Here is a 20,049-nt window from a genome sequence, read left to right as displayed (position 1 = left end):
CTACTGTTCCTCTCCCTCGACCGCCGCTCCGCGCGGTGCAACATTTCGTACTGTGCCGATTATCGGCACAGTATCTCGAAATGTCCAGTCTTGATATCCGCTACGGACTCACCGAAGGCGACTCTCGGCGGCCGCGCCGACGCCGACAGGCGTCGAACTGTCCGCGAGGATCTTGAAGACGCCCGTCGCCGTTGCCACCACCGAGTCGTTCACCCGCAGGTCGGAGTCCGCGAAGACGATCGATGCCGTGCGCCGCACGATACGGGGTGAGCTCGTCAAGAGGTCACCGACCCGGACGATACCGAGGAAACTGACATTCAGCTGCACGGTCGCCATGTTCTGCGTGCCGGATTCCGCCAGGGCGGTCGAACCGAGAGCTCGGTCGGCGAAGGCCATGATCAGGCCCCCTTGCACGACTCCCCGAAGATTTCGATGTTTGGGCTCACACCGCAGTCCGTATTCCCGTGCACCGCCTTCTCCGCGACGCCGCAGCAGCAGTGGACCGATCAGCCCGATGAACCCACCGTCGTGCACCTCGTCCCATTCGACTTCGCTCACGCCCACCTCAACTTCTACTTCCATCCTGGCTTCGATCTTTCGTACCCATCGAGTCGGGTCGCGACATGATGGGTGGCGCGGAGCCGCCGACGGCGAGGTTGGAGACTCGCTCGTCGGCGGCCCGCGAGGTTGCGCCGGCCTCGTGCCTCGTGACCACCACGAGCACTGCCGGCCGCGCAACCGGTCAGTGGGTCACTGGGTAGCCGAGAGCACCTTCGACGGCACGGCCGAGTCACGGATTTCCCACAGCACCGGCTTGATGCACCGGAAGAACTGGGCTGCGTCCTCGCTCATCGGGAAGTGTCCGAGTCCCGCCATCGGAACGACCTTCGCACCCTCGATCCGCGCGCCGAGTTCCTCGGCCTCCTCCGGTCCCGTCGCGAAGTCGTATTCGCCGTTGAGGATGTACACGGCGGTCTTCGACGTATCGATGTTCTGTGCCGTTTCCCGAAGATCGTGCTCGACGCTGTAGTAGTGGAGATCACCCTTGAAGACCGGCGGGGACCCCTGGCTGTAGACCCAGGTCGTTTCCCTGCGGCCGACCTCGGGCGCCGTCGGCGAGGTGAGCGCGTACATCGCCGCCGGCTTGGAGTCGTTGCTGATCTCGGGGTGGAACCAGTAGTCGAGGTAGAAGCCGGGCGAATGCAGCGCCGCCTCAAGCGCGATCACGGCACGGAACACGCCGGGGTAGTGCAGGGCCAGATCGGGGGCGAGGTTGCCGCCCATCGAACTACCCATGTACACCGCGTCCTCGCAGCCGAGGGCCTCGGCCAGGGCAACGACGAACTTCATGAAGAAGTCCTGGGTCAGGTTGTACTCCTGCTCCCACCATCGCACCGAGAGCGGTGGAAGCGACCGCCCGTGATACGGCAGATCCCACGTGATCACACGGAAGTGCGAGGTGATCTCCTCGTCCTCGAGGAGATGACGATACTGGCGGCCGTCACAGCCGGCGGTGTGCTGGAGAAGCAGCGGGATCCCGGACCCGCTCTCCTCGTAGTAGACCCGGTACTCGACGTCGTCGATCGTGAGATGGACGTACCGCCCGACCGCCTTGTCGAACTTCGTCGTGGTCATTTCGCCTCCTCGGCAACGTTGGTGTACGAACGCATGAAATCGAACAGTCGCCGGAGCGCGGCGTAGTAGGCGAAGAACATCTTCATGTCTCCCCCATAGCGGAAGTTGTGCCGGGTGACCGCCGAGAAGAGGTCCTGATAGAACGGGCGAGGCACCCGCTGGAAGAACTTGCTCCATTCCTCGATCGACGCCGAGATCTCGATGTCGTAGTTCCGCGCAACCGTCATGAGGTTGTTGCCCTCGGGCGGTGCCATGGAGTCGAGTCGACCGTCACGAATCACCAGCACGTAGGTTTCATCGCCGATCTCCAACCGGACGATGGCGTTCCAGAAGCGCGCCGCAATCTTGAATTCGGGATCCAAGTTGAGCGCCTCTGTGAACCTCTCCGTGTCCACAAATGGCATGGCCTTTCCCTTTCCAGTAAGTCGCTATTCGACCTGCGATCACACGCGGGCGGCGTGGGGTTCGCGAGACATGACAACCGCGGGCCGCCCCCTAGCAGGACTGTGCCGTTCAGCGGTACGCCGTGTCACTTTCGAGTATGTGTACTGGCTCACAATTTGTCAATACGCTGACGTGGACCTCCGATGTCCGAGCCCGACACACCCCGCCCAGCGCCGAACTGCATCGCTCGGAGACGCGCATGCTCCACAGGCTTCGTCGGTTGACGTGAATCTCACTATGTGGCACCGCTATTCCAGCATTTGGCTGAGCGCGATAGCTTCTGTGGACCGACGCCCCTTCCGCCCGATGCACCCCTGCACTCGGGCTGGGCGACTCGTCACGCGCGGACCCAGTCCCACGTTCACAGTTCGGAGATCTGATGAAAATTGCAGTCATTCCCGGGGACGGAATCGGGCCCGAAGTCATCGCCCAGGCGGTCAGGACCTTGCACGAGGTTGCCCCCACCATCGACACCAGCTACTTCGACCTGGGCGCCCGAAACTACCGGGCAACAGGTCGCCTGCTCGCCCCGGAAACACTCGACGAGATCCGGCATCACGATGCGATCCTGCTCGGTGCGATCGGCGACCCCACCGTCGCCGCCGGCACACTGGAACGTGGCATCCTTCTCGAAATGCGCTTCGCGCTAGATCATCACATCAACCTACGCCCGACGAAGACGATGCCCGGCGCGCCTCGAGTGCTTGCCGGAGATGTGAATGTCGACCTGTTGGTAGTCCGGGAGGGAACCGAAGGCCCGTACACCGGCAACGGGGGCGCACTCCGCGTCGGAACGCCCCATGAAGTCGCTACGGAAGTCAGTGTCAACACACGCTTCGGCGTCGATCGACTTCTCCGGGAGGCGTTCGAGCGCGCCACGGTCAGGCGGCAGAGGTTGACGATCGTGCACAAACCGAACGTTCTCGCCTTCGCAGGCTCCTTGTGGACCCGCGCTGCCGACGACCTGGCAGCGCTGTATCCGGACGTCGAGGTCGATCACATGCTCGTCGATGCGGCCATGCTGCATCTCGTCACTAACCCTGCCCGATTCGACGTCATCGCCACCGACAACCTCTTCGGCGACCTCATCACCGATCTCACGTCCGCCCTGGGCGGGGGTGTCGGGCTGGCGGCAAGCGCAAACATCGACGGCTCACGGAGGAACCCCGGCATGTTCGAACCGGTACACGGGAGCGCCCCGGATATCGCAGGTCGAGGAGTCGCCGATCCCACAGCCGCGATCCTCTCGGTCGCGTTGATGTTGCATCACCTCGGGCTGTCACGTGAAGCGAACGCCATCGACCAGGCAGTTCAGGACCACGTCGCATCCCGCGGACAGGAATCCTGCTCCACCGAGGAAATCGGTGAGCAGATCAGGAGCCGAGTGCGCTCCGAATGACTCACACTGCTTCGCCATCGGCCGGCTGCCAGTCCGCAATGAGTTCCACGAGGCCGGGAAAACGCTCATCGAGGTCTTCGATGCGGACTCGGCTTCGTCGCTCGAGCCCGTGCTGCCGCTGTCGGATGACACCTGCCTCCCTGAGCGCTTTGAAGTGGTGGGTGAGGCTCGACTTCGGCCGGTCGAATCCGAACCATCCGCACGTGTGGTCGTATTCCTCGGAGCTGGTCAACAGCCGATTGACGATCGTGAGTCTCAGCGGGTCGGCGAGGACGCCCATGACCCGCTCCAGACGGATCTCCGATGCCGCCGGTTCGGGTAGCGGCGTCGGCAGAGAAGGCTCTTCGCTGTCGCTCGTGCGATAGGTCTGCGCAAGGTCGGTCATAGATCCAGCATAGCGCTAGTACGAATTTTGTCGTACCATCTCTGTACGACATTTCTCGTACTAGTACGACCGGTATCGAACCGGGTGCGGAAGAGGAGACAGCGATGGCAAAGAGTTCGGCCGGCCCGAAGGAACTGAGGTGGTCCCTGGCCGCCGCAAGCACGGTGACAGCCGTATTCGTGCTGTCCAACGCACCCACACCGCTGTACACGCGCTGGCAAGCGGAATGGGGATTCAGTTCCGGAACCTTGACGATCGTGTTCGGGGCGTACATGGTCGGGCTGATCGGGACCCTGCTCGTCGCCGGGAAACTCGCCGATCGATACGGGCGGAAGATCGTGCTCGTCCCAGGCCTGATCGCCGCGGTCACCGCGGCGGGGCTCTTCCTGTCGGCCACGGACGTACTGTGGTTGCTGGCGGCCAGGGTGCTGGCCGGCGCCGCGGTCGGCGCGGCCGTCACCGCGGGCATGTCGGCGACGATCGATCTCGCCCCCGATCACCGGCGCCGGACCGGATCTATGATCGCCTCCGCTGCAATGGTATTCGGTGCCGGACTCGGCCCCCTCCTGTCCGGGGCGCTCTCCCAGCTCATCGACACACCACAGTCCTGGATATTCGGAATCGTGCTCGCGATAACGACGCTGACGCTGGTCGTCGCGATACGGTTGCCACTCCACCGCGAATTCGCAGAGGACGGTCCTGTCGGACCTCTCTGGTCATGGCCTTCCGTTCCTCGCCCGAATCGCCGTGAACTCGCTTGGGGAGCAGCAGCATTCGCTCCGGGCATCACCTCGACCTCGTTCTTCCTCTCCCTCGGGCCGACAGTCCTTGTCACCGGCATCGACGCCCCCAGCCCGCTACTCGCGGGCGCGGCGGCATGCGGCATGTTTCTGGTAGCAACCGGAATTCAGTTCGCCCTGACACATCTCCGTACCAGAACCCATCTCGCCCTGAGTTCCGCTGCCGCGTTCGTCTCGATGGCGACGCTGACAGCGAGCGTCACCATCTCCCCTACACCGGCGTTGTTCGTCATCGCGGCACTTCTTGCCGGCGCCGCACAGGGCCTCGGCCAGCTTGCGGCATTGACGCTGATCGGCACCCGCATCGCCTCGAACCATCGCGCCGAAGCAAACGCGACCTTGAACATTGCCGGCTACATTCCTGCGGCTCTACTACCCGTGGGAACGGGCTACCTGATCCAATTCCTCCCCTTCAGCGCAGCCATCATCACGTTCGCGGCAGCCGTCATGGCATTCTCCCTCGCAGCCCTGATCACCGTGCGAATCAGCACAGCCGAACACCTGAGCCCCGGCGCCCCGGACGAGCACGTGATCCGCGGGGAGACGGATGCCACCGCCGAGGAAGCACTGCTGGAAGCGGCGCGGCCATGACACACGGAGGGTCGTGTCGCCGGGCACCATTTGTCTCCACGTCGATGGGTTGGACCCCGTCAACCCTTGTCAGGAGCTCCGCCGAGGGGCTTCACTGAAACTTGGTTCTCGATCGCCCAGGACGACAGACAGGGAGAATACAGATGCCCACCCATCAGGCAGTTCACGTCCAGGCCCCCGGCGAACCGCTGACACTCGTCGACGTCGAAACAGGGTCGCCCCCGCGCGACCACGTACGCATCGCGGTGTCGGCGTGCGGAGTGTGCGGCACCGACCACGCCTTCGTCAACGGCGCGTTCCCGGACATGTCTTGGCCCCTGACACCTGGACACGAGATTGCCGGAACCATCGCCGAACTCGGCGACGGCGTCGACCACTACACCGTCGGCGACCGCGTCGCTGTGGGTTGGTTCGGTGGGCACTGCAACCGGTGCATCCCCTGTCGTCAGGGCTCCTTCATTCATTGCGAGAAGTTGCAGGTGCCGAGCTGGCAGTACCCTGGCGGATACGCCGAGTCGGTGACCGTTCCAGCAAACGCACTGGCCCGGATTCCGAACGAATTGTCCTTCGCCGAAGCAGCACCCATGAGTTGCGCCGGAGTCACCACGTACGACGCGCTGCGCAAAACCAGGGCCGTCCCGGGCGACCGCGTCGCCATCCTCGGCATCGGCGGACTCGGCCACCTCGGTGTGCAGTTCGCCCGGGCGATGGGTTTCGAGACGGTCGCCATCGCCCGCGGCGCAGACAAAGGCGACGACGCCCGCCAGCTCGGCGCCCACCACTACATCGATTCCACCGCCGGTGACGTCAGCGAAGCGTTGCAGGCTCTCGGTGGCGTATCCGTGATTCTGGGGACCGCGGCGAATTCGAAAGCGATGGGTGATGTGGTCGGTGGGCTGCTTCCGTTCGGTGAACTCACGGTCGTCGGTGTCACGCCCGACCCACTGCCGATCAGCCCCCTACAGCTGATCACTCCCGGCGTCGATGTCACCGGCCACCCGTCCGGCACCGCCCGCGACGTCGAAGAGACGATGCACTTCGCGGTCCTGTCAGGCGTGCGCGCCCGAATCGAGGAACGGCCCCTGGCCCAAGCGGCGGAGGCCTACGCCGCGATGGAGGAAGGACGCGCACGCTATCGGATGGTCCTCACGATGTGACCGTTCTCGGCAACGGTTGATCGACTGTCTTCAGCGGAGTTCGTTGCCGCTGCGCCGTTCGATGCCCCAGGTGCCGGGAGGTCCGTGGAGCTTCTCGTACGCGGCCTTTTCGGCGTCGTGACGGGACGCCTTCCTCGGGTTCTCCAGGTCGGGCGGCAGTCCGTGCCTCTCCAGGCGTCGAGATCGGTTCTGTGCCATGTACGACACCGCATAGAACACGGCGAGCAGCACTCCGAGCAAGACCATGGAGGCTCGCAGTCCGAGCGGCCCCGGGAACAGGAAGAACGCGGCGAAGACCGGAACGAACGGGACCATGCTGCGAACGAGGTGCCGGGGAACCGCCCAGTCACCGACCAGGTCGTTGCGGACCCAGTCCTGCATGGAGTCGGGTAGTTTACGGCCTACCGCGTAGCCCAGCCACTGTAGGGGGCCGGGCCGGGTTCGTTGCGTGTTTCGGGACATGACAATTACCTGTTCATGTTGTGCTGAAGTCGAATTCGACATGATTGTCCTCAGTGATCGAGCGCGCCCGCTCTGAGCGCAGCCTGATTGACGCGGGTGAGAACGTCGTGAAGTTCTTCGAGTTCGGCCAGGCTGACACCGAGCTTTTCGATAACGGCGGGCGGAATTTTCTCGGCCTCCGCACGTAGCGCAGCACCGGCTTCGGTCAGTTCGACATCCAGTTGCCTCTCGTCGGCCCGGCTGCGGGTGCGCGTGATCAGTCCGGACGCTTCGAGACGCTTGAGGAGCGGCGAGAGGGTGGGTGAATCGAGTTGCAGTGCGGTCCCGATCTCCTTGACCGCCATCGGGGCCTTTCCCCAGAGGGCGAGCATGACCAGGTACTGCGGATGCGTCAGCCCCATCGGTTCGAGCAAGGGGCGGTAGACGGCGAGTACCGCCCGGTTCGCGATCGCGAGCGCGAAACACACCTGCCGGTCGAGAGCGAGTAGATCGTCGCCGGCCTTCCCCTGCTGGATGTCTGCGGTCATGCCACTAGGCTACCAGAATGATTCGTGCAATAACTAATATTGCACGAATCATTCTGGAGGTTGCCGGCGATCGTCACGGGAATCGCGCAACGAGGGCATCGAGGCCGGTTCGCGGGCCGGAGAAGAACGGCGTCTCCAGCCGAACGTGCCTGCGCGCGTCAGTAGCGCGAAGGTCTCGCATCATGTCAACTATCCGGCTCGGGTCCGGAGCCTCGAAGGCGAGGATCCACTCGTAGTCGCTCAACCCGAAGGAACTCACGGTGTTGGCCCGCACGTCCGGGTAGGCGCGAGCCGCTCGGCCGTGTTCGGCGAGCTGCCGTCGCCGTTCGGCGTCCGGCAGCAGATACCACTCGAGCGATCGGTTGAACGGGTACACGCACACGAACTGTCCCGGCTTCTCGTCGGCCACATATGCCGCGATGTGGCTGCGGTTGAATTCGGCCGGCCGGTGGAGCGCGACCGCACTCCACACCGTCGTGCACGCTCGACCGAGTCTGCAGCGCCGGAAACCGGAGTAGGCGGCCTGCAATTCCTCGACGGTGTCGGCATGCGTCCACATCATGAAGTCGGCGTCTCCACGTAGTCCTGCGACGTCGTACATTCCGCGGATTGCGACACCGGACTCGGCGACTCGCTCGAGGTATGTGCGCGCATCGTCCACGACCTCGTCGCGGACATCCGGCAGCGCGCCGGGGACCACCTGGAACACGGTGAACATCATGAACCGCACGCGCTGATTGAGTTCGGTGAAGCGAGACCTGGTCAAGGCGCGGGCTACCTCTCGACCGGGACGCCGACCAACGAGCCGTACTCCACCCAGGAGCCGTCGTAGTTCCGGACGTCGGGGTAGCCGAGCAATTCGTGGAGAACGAACCAACTGTGCGCCGATCTTTCGCCGATCCGGCAATAGGCGATGATGTCCTTCGTCTCGTCGAGGCCGGCGTCGCCGTACAGGGCGCGGAGCGCGTCCTCACCGAGGAAGGTGCCGTCGTCAGCGGAAGCCTTGGACCACGGCACGTTGACAGCAGTCGGGACGTGCCCCGGAACCTGGGGTTGTTCCTGCGGGACGTGCGCCGGGGCGAGGATCCTCCCGGAGAATTCGTCGGGAGACCGGACGTCGACAATGTTCTTTCTCCCGATCTGCTCGATCACCTCGTCGCGGTGCGCGCGGATTCCCGACACGGGCTCGGACGCCACGTAGTCGGTGGCCGGCCGGGTGACCGCCTCGCTCGACAAGGGCCGGCCGTCGAGCTCCCACTTCTTGCGTCCGCCGTCGAGCAGCCGGACGTCGCGGTGGCCGTAGAGCTTGAAGTACCAGTACGCGTAGGCGGCGAACCAGTTGTTGTTCCCGCCGTACAGGATCACCGTGTCGCCGTTGGCGATTCCTCGCTCGGACAGGAGTTTCTCGAACGATCGCCGGTCGATGACGTCGCGGCGCACCGGATCTTGAAGATCGCGCTTCCAGTCGATGCGGACGGCACCGTCGATGTGATTCGTCTCGTACTGCGTGGTGTCCTCGTCCACCTCGACGAGGACGACGTCGGGGTCGCGTCCGTGTTCGGCGACCCATTCGGCGTCGACCAGAAAATTGCTTCTACTCATGGTTCATCCTTCACTTCGTCGGCAACCGGGGTGTGCACATATAATTAATGCACGATCTATTCGTCTACGCTACAGTTTTGCGCACGCAGTTTCGACAGGAGCACCGATGACAACACCGAAGACCCGCCCTGCGCAGGCAAAGGCCCCGCGCACGGAGGGGCAATGGGCTCAGGGAGACCGTGAGCCGCTTAACGTGAACGAGCAGGTCAAACAGGATGACGACGGCCTCAACGTGCGCAAGAGAATCGAGGAGGTGTACTGCCGTACCGGTGTCGCCGGCATCGACCCGACCGATCGGCGAAGCCGCTTCCGCTGGTGGGGGCTCTACACCCAGCGCGCACCCGGCATCGAGGGCGGCCGAACCGCCACGTTGCCGCCGGAAGAGCTCGAGGACGAGCACTTCATGCTGCGCATCCGCATCGACGGAGGGGCACTGACCACCGAACAGCTGCGCGTCGTCGGTGAAGTCTCCCAACTGTTCGCCCGCGACACCGCGGATCTCACCGACCGCCAGAACATTCAGCTGCACTGGATCAGGGTCGAGGACCTACCCGAAATCTGGCGGAGGCTCGAGGGGGTAGGCCTCACGACCGCCGAATCCGCAGGCGACACCCCGCGCGTGGTCCTCGGCTCGCCGATGGCCGGCATCGCCGTCGACGAGGTTCTCGACGCCACACCCGCTCTGCACGAGATCACCCGCCGATTGATCGCAAACCCCGACTACTCCAACCTGCCGCGCAAATTCAAAACCGCCATCTCCGGTCTCCAAGACGTGGTCCACGAGATCAACGATGTGGCGTTCATCGGTGTCGACCACCCGGACCATGGCCCGGGACTCGATGTCTGGGTCGGCGGCGGCCTGTCGACGAATCCGCGGATCGGCGAGCGCCTCGGAGCGTGGGTACCACTGGAAGACGTGCCCGACGTGTGGATCGGAATCGTCTCCCTCTTCCGCGACTACGGGTATCGGCGACTGCGGGCGAAGGCACGCCTGAAGTTCCTCGTCTCGGACTGGGGTGTCGAAAAGTTCCGCGACGTGCTCGAAACGGAATACCTCGGACGCGCGATGCTCGATGGACCAGCACCCGAACCGCTCGACGAACCACGCGATCACGTCGGCATCCAGCGCCAGAAGAACGGGCTCAACGCCCTCGGGATCGCACCCGTCGTCGGCAGGGTCGGCGGCACCGTGCTGACCGACTTGGCACGAGCAGCGGCAGCATCCGGATCCCGACGAGTACGCATCACCCCGATGCAGAAACTGGTGATCCTCGACGTCGAGGACGACAGTATCGACTCCCTCCAAGCCGATCTCGAAAAACTGGGTTTCCCCGCTCGTCCGTCGCCCTGGCGACGGAGCACCATGGCCTGCACCGGCATCGAATTCTGCAAGTTCGGGATCGTCGAGACCAAGGCGCGAGCCGCCGCACTCATCACAGACGTCGAGAAGCGACTTGCCGACGTCCAGGATCAGCTCGAGCACCCGATCACAGTTCACCTCAATGGGTGCCCCAACTCGTGCGCCCGCATTCAGGTCGCCGACATCGGCCTCAAGGGCATGATCGTGACCGATGCCGATTCCAACCAGGTCGAGGGCTTCCAGGTCCATCTCGGCGGCGGCCTCGGGCTGGACACGAGCTTCGGGCGCAAATTGCGCGGCCACAAGCTCCCCGCCACCGAGGTGCCCGACTACGTCGAGCGGATCGTCCGCCGGTACGTGGCCGGACGCGAAGGCTCCGAGAAGTTCGCGACCTGGGTCCAACGCGCCACCGAAGCCGATCTCGCATGATCGGCTCGCACTGCCGGGCACCGCGCAGTCGAGGCTGAAGCGAGACTTCCTGGAGAACCCGCCTGTCGCGGTCTGCTACTTGCCGGCGTCGGTGACGGGCTCGCGCTCGGGAACTGCGGCCGCGTGGTCGTTGACCACGTGCTTCCACCACGAATCGAGCGGGCTCGGTTCCGGCCACACGATCGCGTCGGCCGGGAGCGGCCCTGTACTTTCACGCGGGTGGCTCGACTCCTGTCGCATCAGCTCGCCTGTGCGTGTCGGCGGGGCGGAAGCTGATTGACCAGCTGCTCCCACTCTTCGAATCGGGCGGCTTCGGGCGAGCGCCGTCGGGGCGAGGGGCCGGCAGCCAGGTCGACCAGGCTCCGGGCAGCGCCGAGGACGGTCAGATGATGACGCCGGGCAACGTCGAGGAGTTCGTCGAACGCCTGGGCGTCACTGCAGCCGCGACCGGCGATCAGGATTCCCTTCGCCGTGCCGAGCAGTTCACGTCCGTCGGGACGCCTACGAGGGATCAGGCGTGTCGGGCCGGGAGTCGGAGTCAGTAGTTCGGTGCTGTCCTCGATCATTCCGCGATGCTCCTTCGCTCTCGTGCATCGGCTGCCGACCCGCCGGTGTGCCGACGATCCCGTCCGGACGCAAAATGTGAGTCACGTCACTGTCGATGCCTCACCAGTTCTAGCCGACGGCGCCGCGCCTGTCATCTAGACAAATGTCCAGCTGTGCCGTCACATGACACAGCGCTCAGGTAGTGGCCACCGAAGCCTGCCTGGCGGGCCAGGGTCAGGGTCAGCATTTCCGGCGGGGTGTAGAAACTGATGAACGGTGTTCCGGCCGCTCGTGCACCGCTCTCGGACGCCCGGAGCGATCGGCGTCGTCGAGAAGTTCGGTCGATAGAAGGAACGTCCATCGCCAGCGTCGAGCCCGCAGCGAGACCGGCGAGCTGGCGCAGGGTGGCCGCGGTGGAGTCTTTCGTGAGGTACATCGTCACGCCGGTGGAGACGACGACCGCAGGCAGGCGAGAATCGAAGCCCGCCGCAACCAGCTGCTCCGACCAGGACTCGCTCGCCTCGAAGTCCACTGGCACCAGCCGCAGCCAGTCGGGAACACCGAAGCCCAGCTCGATCAGCCGGTTCCGCTTCCAGGCTTCGCGGCCGGTTGGCCGTTCTCGTCGACGAGAACGTGCGGTGCAGCGTCGACCTGTACGTGCATCGCCCGCCACAGGGCAACTCGCACGGCAGTGCTCACGGTCAGCTCTTCGCCCGCCGATGCCACATCCAGCTAACGCCCGCCGCTCCCAGCCTATATACCTCGTATGAAACCTTCAGTGACGCGAGCCATCGGCCTGTTCACGGCCACAGCAGCCGCGTTCCTCGCGTTCGCCACACCCGCGGAGGCGGACTCCCCCACCCCCGTCTACTTCCGGGTGGGGAACTTCAACTGCTCGATCGCACCCGACGACTCGGTGGGATGCGATCTGCCGCAACCATTGCCGATGGACTTCCCGATCCTCGGCGAGTTCGGACTGCCGTGGCTGGGACCCGTCCAACACGTCGTCGTCGACCTTCCCTGGCTTCCGGCGCACCCCACTTACCCTCCCGGCACCCCGTTCACCCTGCCCGGCGGCAACCCCGACATCTCCGAGGTCGCCACCAGCCAGAGCATGTATCAGAAGACGATCACCCACGGGGGAACCACCTGTCTCGCAGGGTTCATGGGCGACGTCACCTGCACCGCCAAGGGCCACAGCTTCGTCGTCACCGTCTACGGAATTCACGCGCACTGAACCGGTACCGCACACGCAACGTCACACGGCGAGGTGCCGGGAGAGGTAGGCGGCGGTGGCGGAGTCGGCCGTCTCGGCAACGACCATCGGTGGCCCCGAGGCGATGATCCGGCCGCCGTTGTCTCCGCCGCCGGGCCCGAGGTCGATCATCCAGTCCGCCGAGGCAATGACCGGCATGTCGTGTTCGACGAGTACGACGGTGTTTCCCGCCGCGACGAGACGTCGCAACACCGTCATGAGGCGGTCGACGTCGGCGGGGTGCAATCCGGTGGTCGGTTCGTCCAGTACGTAGAGCGTGTGCCCGGATCGGATGCGTTGCAGTTCGCTGGCGAGCTTGACCCGTTGCGCCTCCCCACCGGACAGGGTGGTGGCCGATTGGCCGAGTCGCAGGTATCCGAGACCGACTTCGACCAGCATGTCAAGGCTTTTCGCTGCTGCCGGAACGTGACTCAGGAACGCGCGCGCGTCGTCGACCGTCATCGCGAGAACGTCGGCGATCGTCCGGCCGTCGACGAGGACCTCGAGGGTCTCCGCGTTGTACCGTGCGCCCGCGCACGCCGGGCACGGCGCGGAGGCCTCGGGTAGAAACAGCATGCCGATGGTGATCGAACCGGCGCCCTCGCATTCCTCGCAACGGCCGCCACTGACATTGAATGAGAATCGGCCCGGGCTGTATCCGCGTTCACGGGCAACGGGGTGTGCGGCGAAGAGTTTCCGGATCACATCGAAGAGTCCGGTGTAGGTGGCAAGATTTGAACGTGGAGTCCGCCCGATGGGGGTCTGGTCCACACGCACCAGCCGGTTGATGTGTCCCAGCCCGTGGGCGGCCACGATCGTCGGCTCGGTGTCGTTCTCACGCTCTTCGGCCAGTACGACTGTGGAGTCGTCTGCGTCGTCTCCCCCGGTGTCGGTGACGGGTTCGCTGTCGACGCCGAGGTGTTGGGCGACGACGTCGGTGAGAACCCGGCTCACCAGTGTGGATTTGCCCGATCCGGACACGCCTGTGACCGCGGTGAGCACCCCGAGCGGGATTCGCACCGTCAGATCCCGCAGGTTGTGCATCGTGATGCCGGCGACTTCGATCCACCTGCTCGGCAGACCGGGCTCGGGGTAACTCTCAGGTGTTCCGAAAAGGTATCGGCGAGTTATGGATTCGGGAACGTGAGCGAGACCGTCCACCTTGCCGCTGTACAGCACCCGCCCGCCGTGCTCCCCGGCTCCGGGACCGACGTCGACGATCCAATCCGCCGCGCGGACGACGTCGAGGTTGTGTTCGATGACGAAGACGGAGTTACCTGCCGCTCGTAGCCGGCGCACGGCGGTGACCAGCGCCTCGGTGTCGGCGGGATGCAGGCCTGCGGACGGTTCGTCGAGGACGTACAGCACTCCGAACAGGCCCGATTGCAGCTGGGTGGCCAGCCGCAGGCGCTGAAGTTCTCCCGGCGAGAGCGTGGTGGTCGAGCGGGCAAGGCTCAGGTAGCCCAGCCCGAGTTCGATCAGACCCGCGAGGCGTCCGCGAAGGTTGTCTACCAGCGCCGCGGACGCGCGTTCGGTTGCGTCGCTTGCGTCGGAACCGCGGGATGCGACGACGGCGTCGAGGACCGAGGCCAGATCGGCCAGTGACAGTTCCGTGGCGTCGGCGATGTCGAGGCCGGCAAACCGTACGGCCAGCGCCTCGGGGCGCAGCCGTTTGCCGTTACACGCACTGCAGGGCCGGGACACCAGATATCGGGCGACCTTCGCCCGCTGGGTTGCGCTCTTCGTCGTCGCGAAGGTGTGAAGAACGTAGGTGCGGGCGCTCGAGAACGTCCCCTGGTAGTCGCGCACCATCTTGCCCGGGTCGCGCACGGGTGACACCGTGACCGTGGGTTGTTCCTCGGTGGTGAGGATCCACTCGCGCTCGTCTTCCGGAAGCTCGGACCAGGGGCGGTCCACGTCGATACCGAGTGTGTCGAGGATGTCGCGGTAGTTCTTGCCCAGCCAGGCGCCGGGCCAGGCGGCGACGGCACCGCCGCGGATACTTCGGCTCGGGTCCGGCACCAGGGCATCGATATCGACGTCGTGGGTACGGCCGAGGCCGTGGCAGGCTGGGCATCCGCCTTCGGGTGTGTTGGGCGAGAACGCGTTCGAGTCGAGAACGGGGGCGTCCGGCGGGTAGGTGCCGACTCGGGAGAACAGCATCCGCAGCACGTTCGAGATGTGGGTGAGGGTGCCGACCGACGATCGGGCGGAGGTGTGACCGCGGGCCTGCTGCAAGGCGACCGCCGGTGGAAGCCCGGTGATGTCCCCAACCCTGGGCGCTCCGATCTGATCCATCAGCCGGCGTGCGTACGGGGTGACGGACTCGAGGAACCGCCGTTGTGCTTCAGCGTAAACGGTGCCGAAGGCCAACGACGACTTCCCCGATCCCGAGACCCCGGTGAACGCGACGATGCAGTCCCGGGGAATGAACACATCGACGTGGGCGAGGTTGTGTTCGCTGGCGTCGAACACTGCGATTCCGTTGAATTCCTGGGCACGTAACGGTTCAGCGTGCGGTCCGGGATCGAAGGTGGGCACAACTGCTCCAGGTGTCGGTTCGTGCTCGGACAGGTTACGTCCCAGTCTTACTCGAGGGGTGGAACCATGTGTACTGGCGACGCTCTTTCGGGGAGAGTCCGCCCCAGTATTCCGGCCCGACCAATGCCATCAGCTCACCTGTACCAACTTGATCGCCGCGGCCTCGATGGTGTCTTCGGAGAGCAGGACCTCGAGGGCGGCATCGCCGAGCGGGATGAAACTGTCCTCACTGGCTACCCGCGCGAGACGGCCGGTGAAACCTTCGTCGATCAGGGCGGTGACGACGCCCTCCGCGACGCCCCCGGAGGATCGGGTTTCGTCGACGACGAGCACCCGTCCGGTGGCGTTCGCCTCCCGGAGAATGTCCGAGACAGGCAGCGGTGCGAGCCACCGCATGTCCACCACGCGCGCGGCGATGTGCGCCCGTTCGAGACGGCGCGCGACGCGCAGGCTCATGTGCACCCCGTTGCCGAGCGTGACGATCGTCAGGTCGGTACCGTCACCGTACGTGCGGGCCGAGCCGATCGGCACATGGTTCTCGGTCCGCTTCGCCGGATCCGGATACGGTGCCAGCCACCGCTCGTCACCGTTCTCGTACAGATCCCGGGTGTGATACAGCGCAATGGGTTCCAGATACACACACAAAGCGCCCGCGGTGCGCGCGGCCGCGGCGCACGTGTGCATCATGGCCGCGGCGTCGTCGGGGCGCGCCGGGGAGGCCACCACGATACCGGGGATGTCACGCAGTGCGGCGACGGCGTTGTCGTTGTGGAAATGCCCGCCGAACCCCTTCTGATACCCGTACCCGGCAACCCGCACCACCATCGGGTTGCGGTATTGGCGGTCGGAGAAGAACTGCAACGTCGCGCCCTCCCCGCGGATCTGGTCGGCGGCATTGTGCAGGTAGGCCAGGTACTGGATCTCCGGGAACGGCAGCAGTCCGGACACCCCCGCTCCCAGCGCGAGTCCCAGGATCGCCTGCTCGTCGAGGAGCGTGTCGAACACCCGCGCGGACCCGGCCTTCTTCATCAGACCGCGGGTCACCCCGTAGACCCCGCCCTTGCGGGCGACGTCCTCACCGAACACCAGCGCCTCGGGGTACCGGGCCAGCACGTCGAGCAGGGCACGGTTGATCGCGAGAGCGACAGTGAGCGGACCTTCCTCCTCGGGAAGCGGGGATCCGACGAACTGCGCGCGACGGTCCGGGTCGACGCGTTCCGGCGCGGCCGCGGCGGCCTCGACTGCACTGTCGGTGAGTGGCTTCATCACCGCCGCGGGACTGTCGAGTTGCGGCAGCTCGCCGACTTCCTGTGCGAGCGCGTCGACTTCGGCGCGCTTGTTCTCGTAGAGGTCGAGGATGTCGGTGGGGCTCAGGTGTCCGCGCTCGATGAGGAGTTTCGCCGTGCACAGCACCGGATCCCGGTCGAAGTCGGCGGTGATCTCGCTGGTGGTGCGATAGGCGGCTTCGAAGTCGGAGCCGGCGTGACCCATCAACCGGACGGTGCGCAGGTGCAGGAACGCCGGCTTGCGGTGCCTGCGAACCCAGTCGGCGGCATGCTTCGCGGTGGCGTAGGCCATCGGGAGGTCGGATCCGTCGACCGTGAAGTACTCGAGACCTTCACGATTGCCGAAGTTCGCGGCGATCCACCCCTTCGGCGTCTTGGTGCTGATGCCGATGCCGTTGTCTTCGCAGACGACCAACAGCGGAAGCGGAAGGCCCTGGAAGGCCGAGTGGATGGCGGTGTTGATCGCGCCGACCGCGGTCGAATGATTCGCCGAGGCGTCGCCGAAACTGCAGACCGCGACCGCGTCCTCGGGCCACGCGGAGAGCACGTTCAGTTTGGTGGCGCGGGCGATGGAGAAGGCGACGCCGACCGCCCGGGGCAGGTGAGAGGCGATCGTCGAGGTCTGGGGAATGATATTGAGGTCGTGGCGGCCGAACACCTTGTGCCGGCCGCCGGACATCGGTTCCTCGGTGGCTGCGACGACGCCGAGAAGAACATCGCGCAGCGGGTTGCTGCCCCGGACCTGCCGGGCACGTTCGAGGAAGAAGGCTCCGGAACGGTAGTGCAGCAGCGCCGGATCGGTCGGCCGGAGGGCTCCCGCGACGACGGCGTTCCCTTCGTGCCCGGACGATCCGATCGTGTAGAAGCCCTTGCCCTTCGCGCGAAGCCGTCGGGCAACCAGATCCAGGTGCCGACTGCCTAATTGAGAATCGAACAGGTCCAGGGTTTGCTGCACGGACAGGCTCGACGCTGTCTCGACGGGCCGGTCGTGATCGCTCGCTCCCGGACGTGTCGTATCGGCCATCGCGGCGACGGTGGTGGTGAAGTGATCATCGATCTGTTCGGCCATGAATCCGGCTCCTGAGGGGCAGGTGATCGTCTTCTGCTGGGCGGTGCAACGGGTGGGGTCAGACGATGTTTGTTTCGCCTGTGCCGATACCGGCCTGCGCGAAACGGTCCAGGGCGAACGAGCTGATGTCGTATCCGGGCTCTTTGCCGTGGTAGAGGTCGCGCACGATCTCGCCGGTCGCCGGGCCCATCAGGAAGCCGTGGCCGGAGTATCCGGTGGCGATGAGCAGGCCTTCGACCTCGGTGGAGCGGTCGATGATCTGGTTGCGGTCGGGGGTGACCTCGTAGAGGCCGGCCCAACCGGTGCTGATGCCGTAGTCCAGTACGGCCGGCACCCGGGTCTCGGCGATGGCGCCCAGTCCCATCAGCCAGTCCTCGAGTTCGAACTTGAGGTTGAATCCCTCGCGCTCGTTCGGGTCGGACCAGCCCAGAAGCAGGCCTTTGCCTTCCGGGTGGAAGTAGAAGTTCGACGGGAAGTCGATGGTCAGCGACGGCGAGGATTCGGGCAACTCGGACAGCGGCTCGGTGAAGGCGATCTGTCGGCGGACGGGAACGACGGGGATGTTCACCCCGAGCATGTTGCCGATGCCGGCCGACCAGGCTCCGGCGGCGCAGACCACGGTGTCGGTCTTGATGCGTCCGTGTTCGGTCACGACTGCGGTAATGGTGCCGCCGGTGCTCTCGATGTCGGTGACCGCGCAGTGGCGGACGACGCGGGCGCCGTGTCGACGGGCAGCGGCGGCGTATCCCATCACGACCGATTCGGGCGTGGCCTTGCCGTCCTGGGGCGACCAGGAGGCGGCGAGGAGTCCGTCTGTGCTGATGAGCGGCGAAATCTTCTGTGCTTCTTCGGGGGTGACCATGCGGCTCGGAACGCCGTGGCGGTTCTGCAGCGCGACGCTCTCGGTGAAGATGTCGACGTTCGTCTGGTCCGAGAGGAGGTAGAGGTAGCCGTCGCGGCTGAAGTCGATCTCCTGGTGGTACTCCTGCGCGAACCGCGAATACACGTCGAGTCCGCGCAAACCGATCGCGATGTTGGCCTCGTTGCTGAAGGAGGCGCGAACACCGCCGGCGGCCTTGCAGGTCGAGCCGCAGGCCAACTCGTCCTTTTCCAGGAGGACGACATCGGAGACCCCGGATTCGGCGAGGTGGAACGCAATGCTGGCGCCGATGACGCCGCCGCCGATCACGACGACGGATGCCTGTTCGGGAAGTTCCTTGCTCATGTCGTCCTCTTCTTTCCTTCGAGAGTAGTGATGTGATGCCCGACCGGTTTCCGGGACACCTGACGAACGACCGGGTCGATGACTTTGCCTGGAGGAATGGCGCGCGCCCACTGACCGGAGTGGGGTCACACAGTTGCGCGTGGGGGGTTCCGAACCTTTTAGAACGCGGCGTTCTGCGGGGAACGCCCGCGGAGCACCATGGCTTCGCGCACGCGCTCCTGGGCGGTGGTGCGGGCCACCTCGTGGGTGGTTCGACCCTGAGCCTTCGACGCATCGAGGGTGTCGATGGTGCTGGCGCGCAGCTTGTTCGAGATGTTGTCGAACACGGCTGCCGGTTCGGGGCGGATTCCGGAGTAGCGGGCATCCATCGCCACGGCTGCGGCGACCACACCGCCGGCGTTGGCGATGAAATCCGGAACCACGGTCACGCCGCGGTCGAACAGCACCGACTGTGCTTCGGGGCTGCTCGGCAGGTTTGCGCCTTCGACGACGATCTTGGCCGGCAACGTGCGGGCGAGATCGGCGTCGATGACGTCCTGCAACGCCGCCGGGATCAGGATGTCCGCGGTCACCGAGAGTTCTTCCCCGGCAGCGAGAGGCTTGGCGTCGGAGTACTGGTCGACGAGTCCGTCACCGTACTGATCGCGCAGATCGAGCAAGGTGGCGACGTCGAGCCCGTCCGGGTTGTGGATGCCGCCCTGCGAGGTGGACACAGCGACGATGGTGGCCCCGAGTTCCGCGAGGCGCTTCGCGCTCGCAGCTCCGACCGCTCCGAAGCCCTGGATGGACACGCTCAGCGAACCGGTGGACAGGCCGAGGGCCTGCGCGGCGGCGTCGGCCGACTCCGCGACACCGTGGCCGGTGACCCCGAGCTGGTCGTACGGGAGCCCGCCGAGCGCGTGGGGGGTGCCCACCGCGCCGCCGCGTCCGCCGACCTCGTCGAGCATGATCGCGGCGTCCTTCTCGGTCAATCCCACGTCGAGCCCGAAGACGTACTCCTCGGGGACCTCGTTGCGCAGTGCCCGGACGAAGGCACGCAGGACCGCCTCCTTGGAGGAGGCAGTCGGGTCGGCCCAGATGCCGGCCTTGGCCCCGCCGTAGAACAGGTCGACCCCCGCCCACTTCCAGGTCATGTTGCGGGCAAGCCTGGCGACCTCGCCGACACTGACCGTGGTGGACATGCGGGTGCCGCCCTTGCCCATTCCGCGGGCGGTGTTGTCGATGACCAGAACGCCGCGCATGCCGGTGCGTGCATCGGAGACACACACGACCTTCTCCGGGCCCCATTCGTCGATCAATTCGAACATCGTCGTTGCTCCTCGTGCGATTCGATAGG

At 65.4% G+C, this 20,049-nt stretch carries 20 protein-coding genes and 1 pseudogene; 5 read left to right on the top strand and 16 right to left on the bottom strand.

The genetic code is table 11. The annotated features are described in order from the left end of the window. Window positions 1-108 precede the first annotated feature (108 nt). From QM693_RS09555 to QM693_RS09545, 3 genes are all read right to left on the bottom strand, one after another. Window positions 109-558, bottom strand: a complete 450-nt coding sequence (locus QM693_RS09555; RefSeq protein ID WP_283352140.1) for a PaaI family thioesterase — start codon at window positions 556-558, stop codon at window positions 109-111. A gap of 192 nt (window positions 559-750) precedes the next feature. Then, entirely contained in the window at window positions 751-1,635 is an 885-nt protein-coding gene (locus QM693_RS09550; RefSeq protein ID WP_283352139.1) for an alpha/beta fold hydrolase, read from the bottom strand. After that, the gene (locus QM693_RS09545; protein WP_280784288.1) at window positions 1,632-2,039 is read right to left on the bottom strand and encodes a hypothetical protein; all 408 of its coding nucleotides are present in this window, start codon (window positions 2,037-2,039) and stop codon (window positions 1,632-1,634) included. Before QM693_RS09545 ends, QM693_RS09550 begins: the two co-directional genes overlap by 4 nt. Before the next feature lie 416 nt (window positions 2,040-2,455). Between QM693_RS09545 and QM693_RS09540 the strand changes: the two genes are divergently transcribed. Continuing rightward, window positions 2,456-3,478, top strand: a complete 1,023-nt coding sequence (locus tag QM693_RS09540; protein ID WP_283334221.1) for a 3-isopropylmalate dehydrogenase — start codon at window positions 2,456-2,458, stop codon at window positions 3,476-3,478. A 1-nt stretch (window position 3,479) separates the two neighbouring features. On the opposite strand, the gene QM693_RS09535 is transcribed toward QM693_RS09540, so the two are convergent. Further along, the gene (locus tag QM693_RS09535) at window positions 3,480-3,863 is read right to left on the bottom strand and encodes an ArsR/SmtB family transcription factor (protein WP_283334005.1); all 384 of its coding nucleotides are present in this window, start codon (window positions 3,861-3,863) and stop codon (window positions 3,480-3,482) included. 104 nt (window positions 3,864-3,967) lie between these two features. Here QM693_RS09535 and QM693_RS09530 point away from each other — a divergent pair, with 104 nt between their 5' ends. Next, window positions 3,968-5,254: an MFS transporter gene (locus tag QM693_RS09530; RefSeq protein ID WP_283352138.1), complete on the top strand. Its 1,287-nt coding sequence runs from the start codon at window positions 3,968-3,970 to the stop codon at window positions 5,252-5,254. Window positions 5,255-5,397: 143 nt separating this feature from the next. Further along, window positions 5,398-6,411, top strand: a complete 1,014-nt coding sequence (locus QM693_RS09525; RefSeq protein ID WP_283352137.1) for an alcohol dehydrogenase catalytic domain-containing protein — start codon at window positions 5,398-5,400, stop codon at window positions 6,409-6,411. A gap of 30 nt (window positions 6,412-6,441) precedes the next feature. Here QM693_RS09525 and QM693_RS09520 read toward each other — a convergent pair whose 3' ends face one another. The 4 genes from QM693_RS09520 to QM693_RS09505 form a co-directional block, all read right to left on the bottom strand. Then, a complete protein-coding gene (locus QM693_RS09520) occupies window positions 6,442-6,873 on the bottom strand; it encodes a DUF5313 family protein (protein WP_280784292.1) in 432 nt (143 codons plus the stop codon). Between the two features lie 50 nt (window positions 6,874-6,923). Then, window positions 6,924-7,400: a MarR family winged helix-turn-helix transcriptional regulator gene (locus QM693_RS09515; RefSeq protein ID WP_009472891.1), complete on the bottom strand. Its 477-nt coding sequence runs from the start codon at window positions 7,398-7,400 to the stop codon at window positions 6,924-6,926. Window positions 7,401-7,473: 73 nt separating this feature from the next. Beyond that, complete coding sequence (gene hemQ, locus QM693_RS09510) at window positions 7,474-8,166, bottom strand: hydrogen peroxide-dependent heme synthase (protein ID WP_411194609.1); 693 nt, start codon at window positions 8,164-8,166, stop codon at window positions 7,474-7,476. Window positions 8,167-8,174: 8 nt separating this feature from the next. Next, window positions 8,175-9,002, bottom strand: coding sequence for a sulfurtransferase (locus QM693_RS09505; RefSeq protein ID WP_283352136.1), 828 nt, complete (start codon window positions 9,000-9,002; stop codon window positions 8,175-8,177). Window positions 9,003-9,108: 106 nt separating this feature from the next. On the opposite strand from QM693_RS09505, the gene QM693_RS09500 reads away from it, so the two are divergent. Further along, entirely contained in the window at window positions 9,109-10,791 is a 1,683-nt protein-coding gene (locus QM693_RS09500; RefSeq protein WP_283352135.1) for a nitrite/sulfite reductase, read from the top strand. Window positions 10,792-10,866: 75 nt separating this feature from the next. Here QM693_RS09500 and QM693_RS09495 read toward each other — a convergent pair whose 3' ends face one another. From QM693_RS09495 to QM693_RS09480, 4 genes and pseudogenes are all read right to left on the bottom strand, one after another. After that, window positions 10,867-11,031, bottom strand: coding sequence for a hypothetical protein (locus QM693_RS09495; RefSeq protein WP_167344056.1), 165 nt, complete (start codon window positions 11,029-11,031; stop codon window positions 10,867-10,869). Continuing rightward, window positions 11,031-11,357, bottom strand: a complete 327-nt coding sequence (locus QM693_RS09490) for an ANTAR domain-containing protein (protein ID WP_005253133.1) — start codon at window positions 11,355-11,357, stop codon at window positions 11,031-11,033. Before QM693_RS09490 ends, QM693_RS09495 begins: the two co-directional genes overlap by 1 nt. Before the next feature lie 335 nt (window positions 11,358-11,692). Continuing rightward, window positions 11,693-11,938: pseudogene (locus QM693_RS37830) on the bottom strand (class I SAM-dependent methyltransferase); the annotation flags it as partial. After that, window positions 11,914-12,036, bottom strand: a complete 123-nt coding sequence (locus QM693_RS09480; protein WP_280784295.1) for a hypothetical protein — start codon at window positions 12,034-12,036, stop codon at window positions 11,914-11,916. The gene QM693_RS09480 and the pseudogene QM693_RS37830, both read right to left, overlap by 25 nt. A gap of 79 nt (window positions 12,037-12,115) precedes the next feature. Between QM693_RS09480 and QM693_RS09475 the strand changes: the two genes are divergently transcribed. Further along, window positions 12,116-12,574: a hypothetical protein gene (locus tag QM693_RS09475; RefSeq protein ID WP_283352133.1), complete on the top strand. Its 459-nt coding sequence runs from the start codon at window positions 12,116-12,118 to the stop codon at window positions 12,572-12,574. Between the two features lie 21 nt (window positions 12,575-12,595). Here QM693_RS09475 and uvrA read toward each other — a convergent pair whose 3' ends face one another. The 4 genes from uvrA to QM693_RS09455 all read right to left on the bottom strand — a co-directional run bounded on the left by uvrA (window position 12,596) and on the right by QM693_RS09455 (window position 20,020). After that, window positions 12,596-15,133 (bottom strand): excinuclease ABC subunit UvrA, encoded by a 2,538-nt coding sequence (uvrA, locus tag QM693_RS09470; protein WP_283352132.1) that lies wholly within the window; start codon window positions 15,131-15,133, stop codon window positions 12,596-12,598. 129 nt (window positions 15,134-15,262) lie between these two features. Then, window positions 15,263-17,443 (bottom strand): thiamine pyrophosphate-dependent enzyme, encoded by a 2,181-nt coding sequence (locus QM693_RS09465; protein WP_502942621.1) that lies wholly within the window; start codon window positions 17,441-17,443, stop codon window positions 15,263-15,265. A gap of 103 nt (window positions 17,444-17,546) precedes the next feature. Then, on the bottom strand, window positions 17,547-18,713 hold the full coding sequence (locus QM693_RS09460) for an NAD(P)/FAD-dependent oxidoreductase (protein ID WP_283352130.1): 1,167 nt from the start codon (window positions 18,711-18,713) through the stop codon (window positions 17,547-17,549). A gap of 158 nt (window positions 18,714-18,871) precedes the next feature. Beyond that, complete coding sequence (locus QM693_RS09455; protein ID WP_016881098.1) at window positions 18,872-20,020, bottom strand: Glu/Leu/Phe/Val family dehydrogenase; 1,149 nt, start codon at window positions 20,018-20,020, stop codon at window positions 18,872-18,874. Between the last annotated feature and the right edge of the window lie 29 nt (window positions 20,021-20,049).

It is taken from the genome of Rhodococcus sp. IEGM 1305 (assembly GCF_030058635.1).
Classification (GTDB): domain Bacteria; phylum Actinomycetota; class Actinomycetes; order Mycobacteriales; family Mycobacteriaceae; genus Rhodococcus_F; species Rhodococcus_F opacus_D.
The sequence above is the reverse complement of the archived record's forward strand: the minus strand, read 5'-3'. Positions and strand labels throughout refer to the sequence as shown.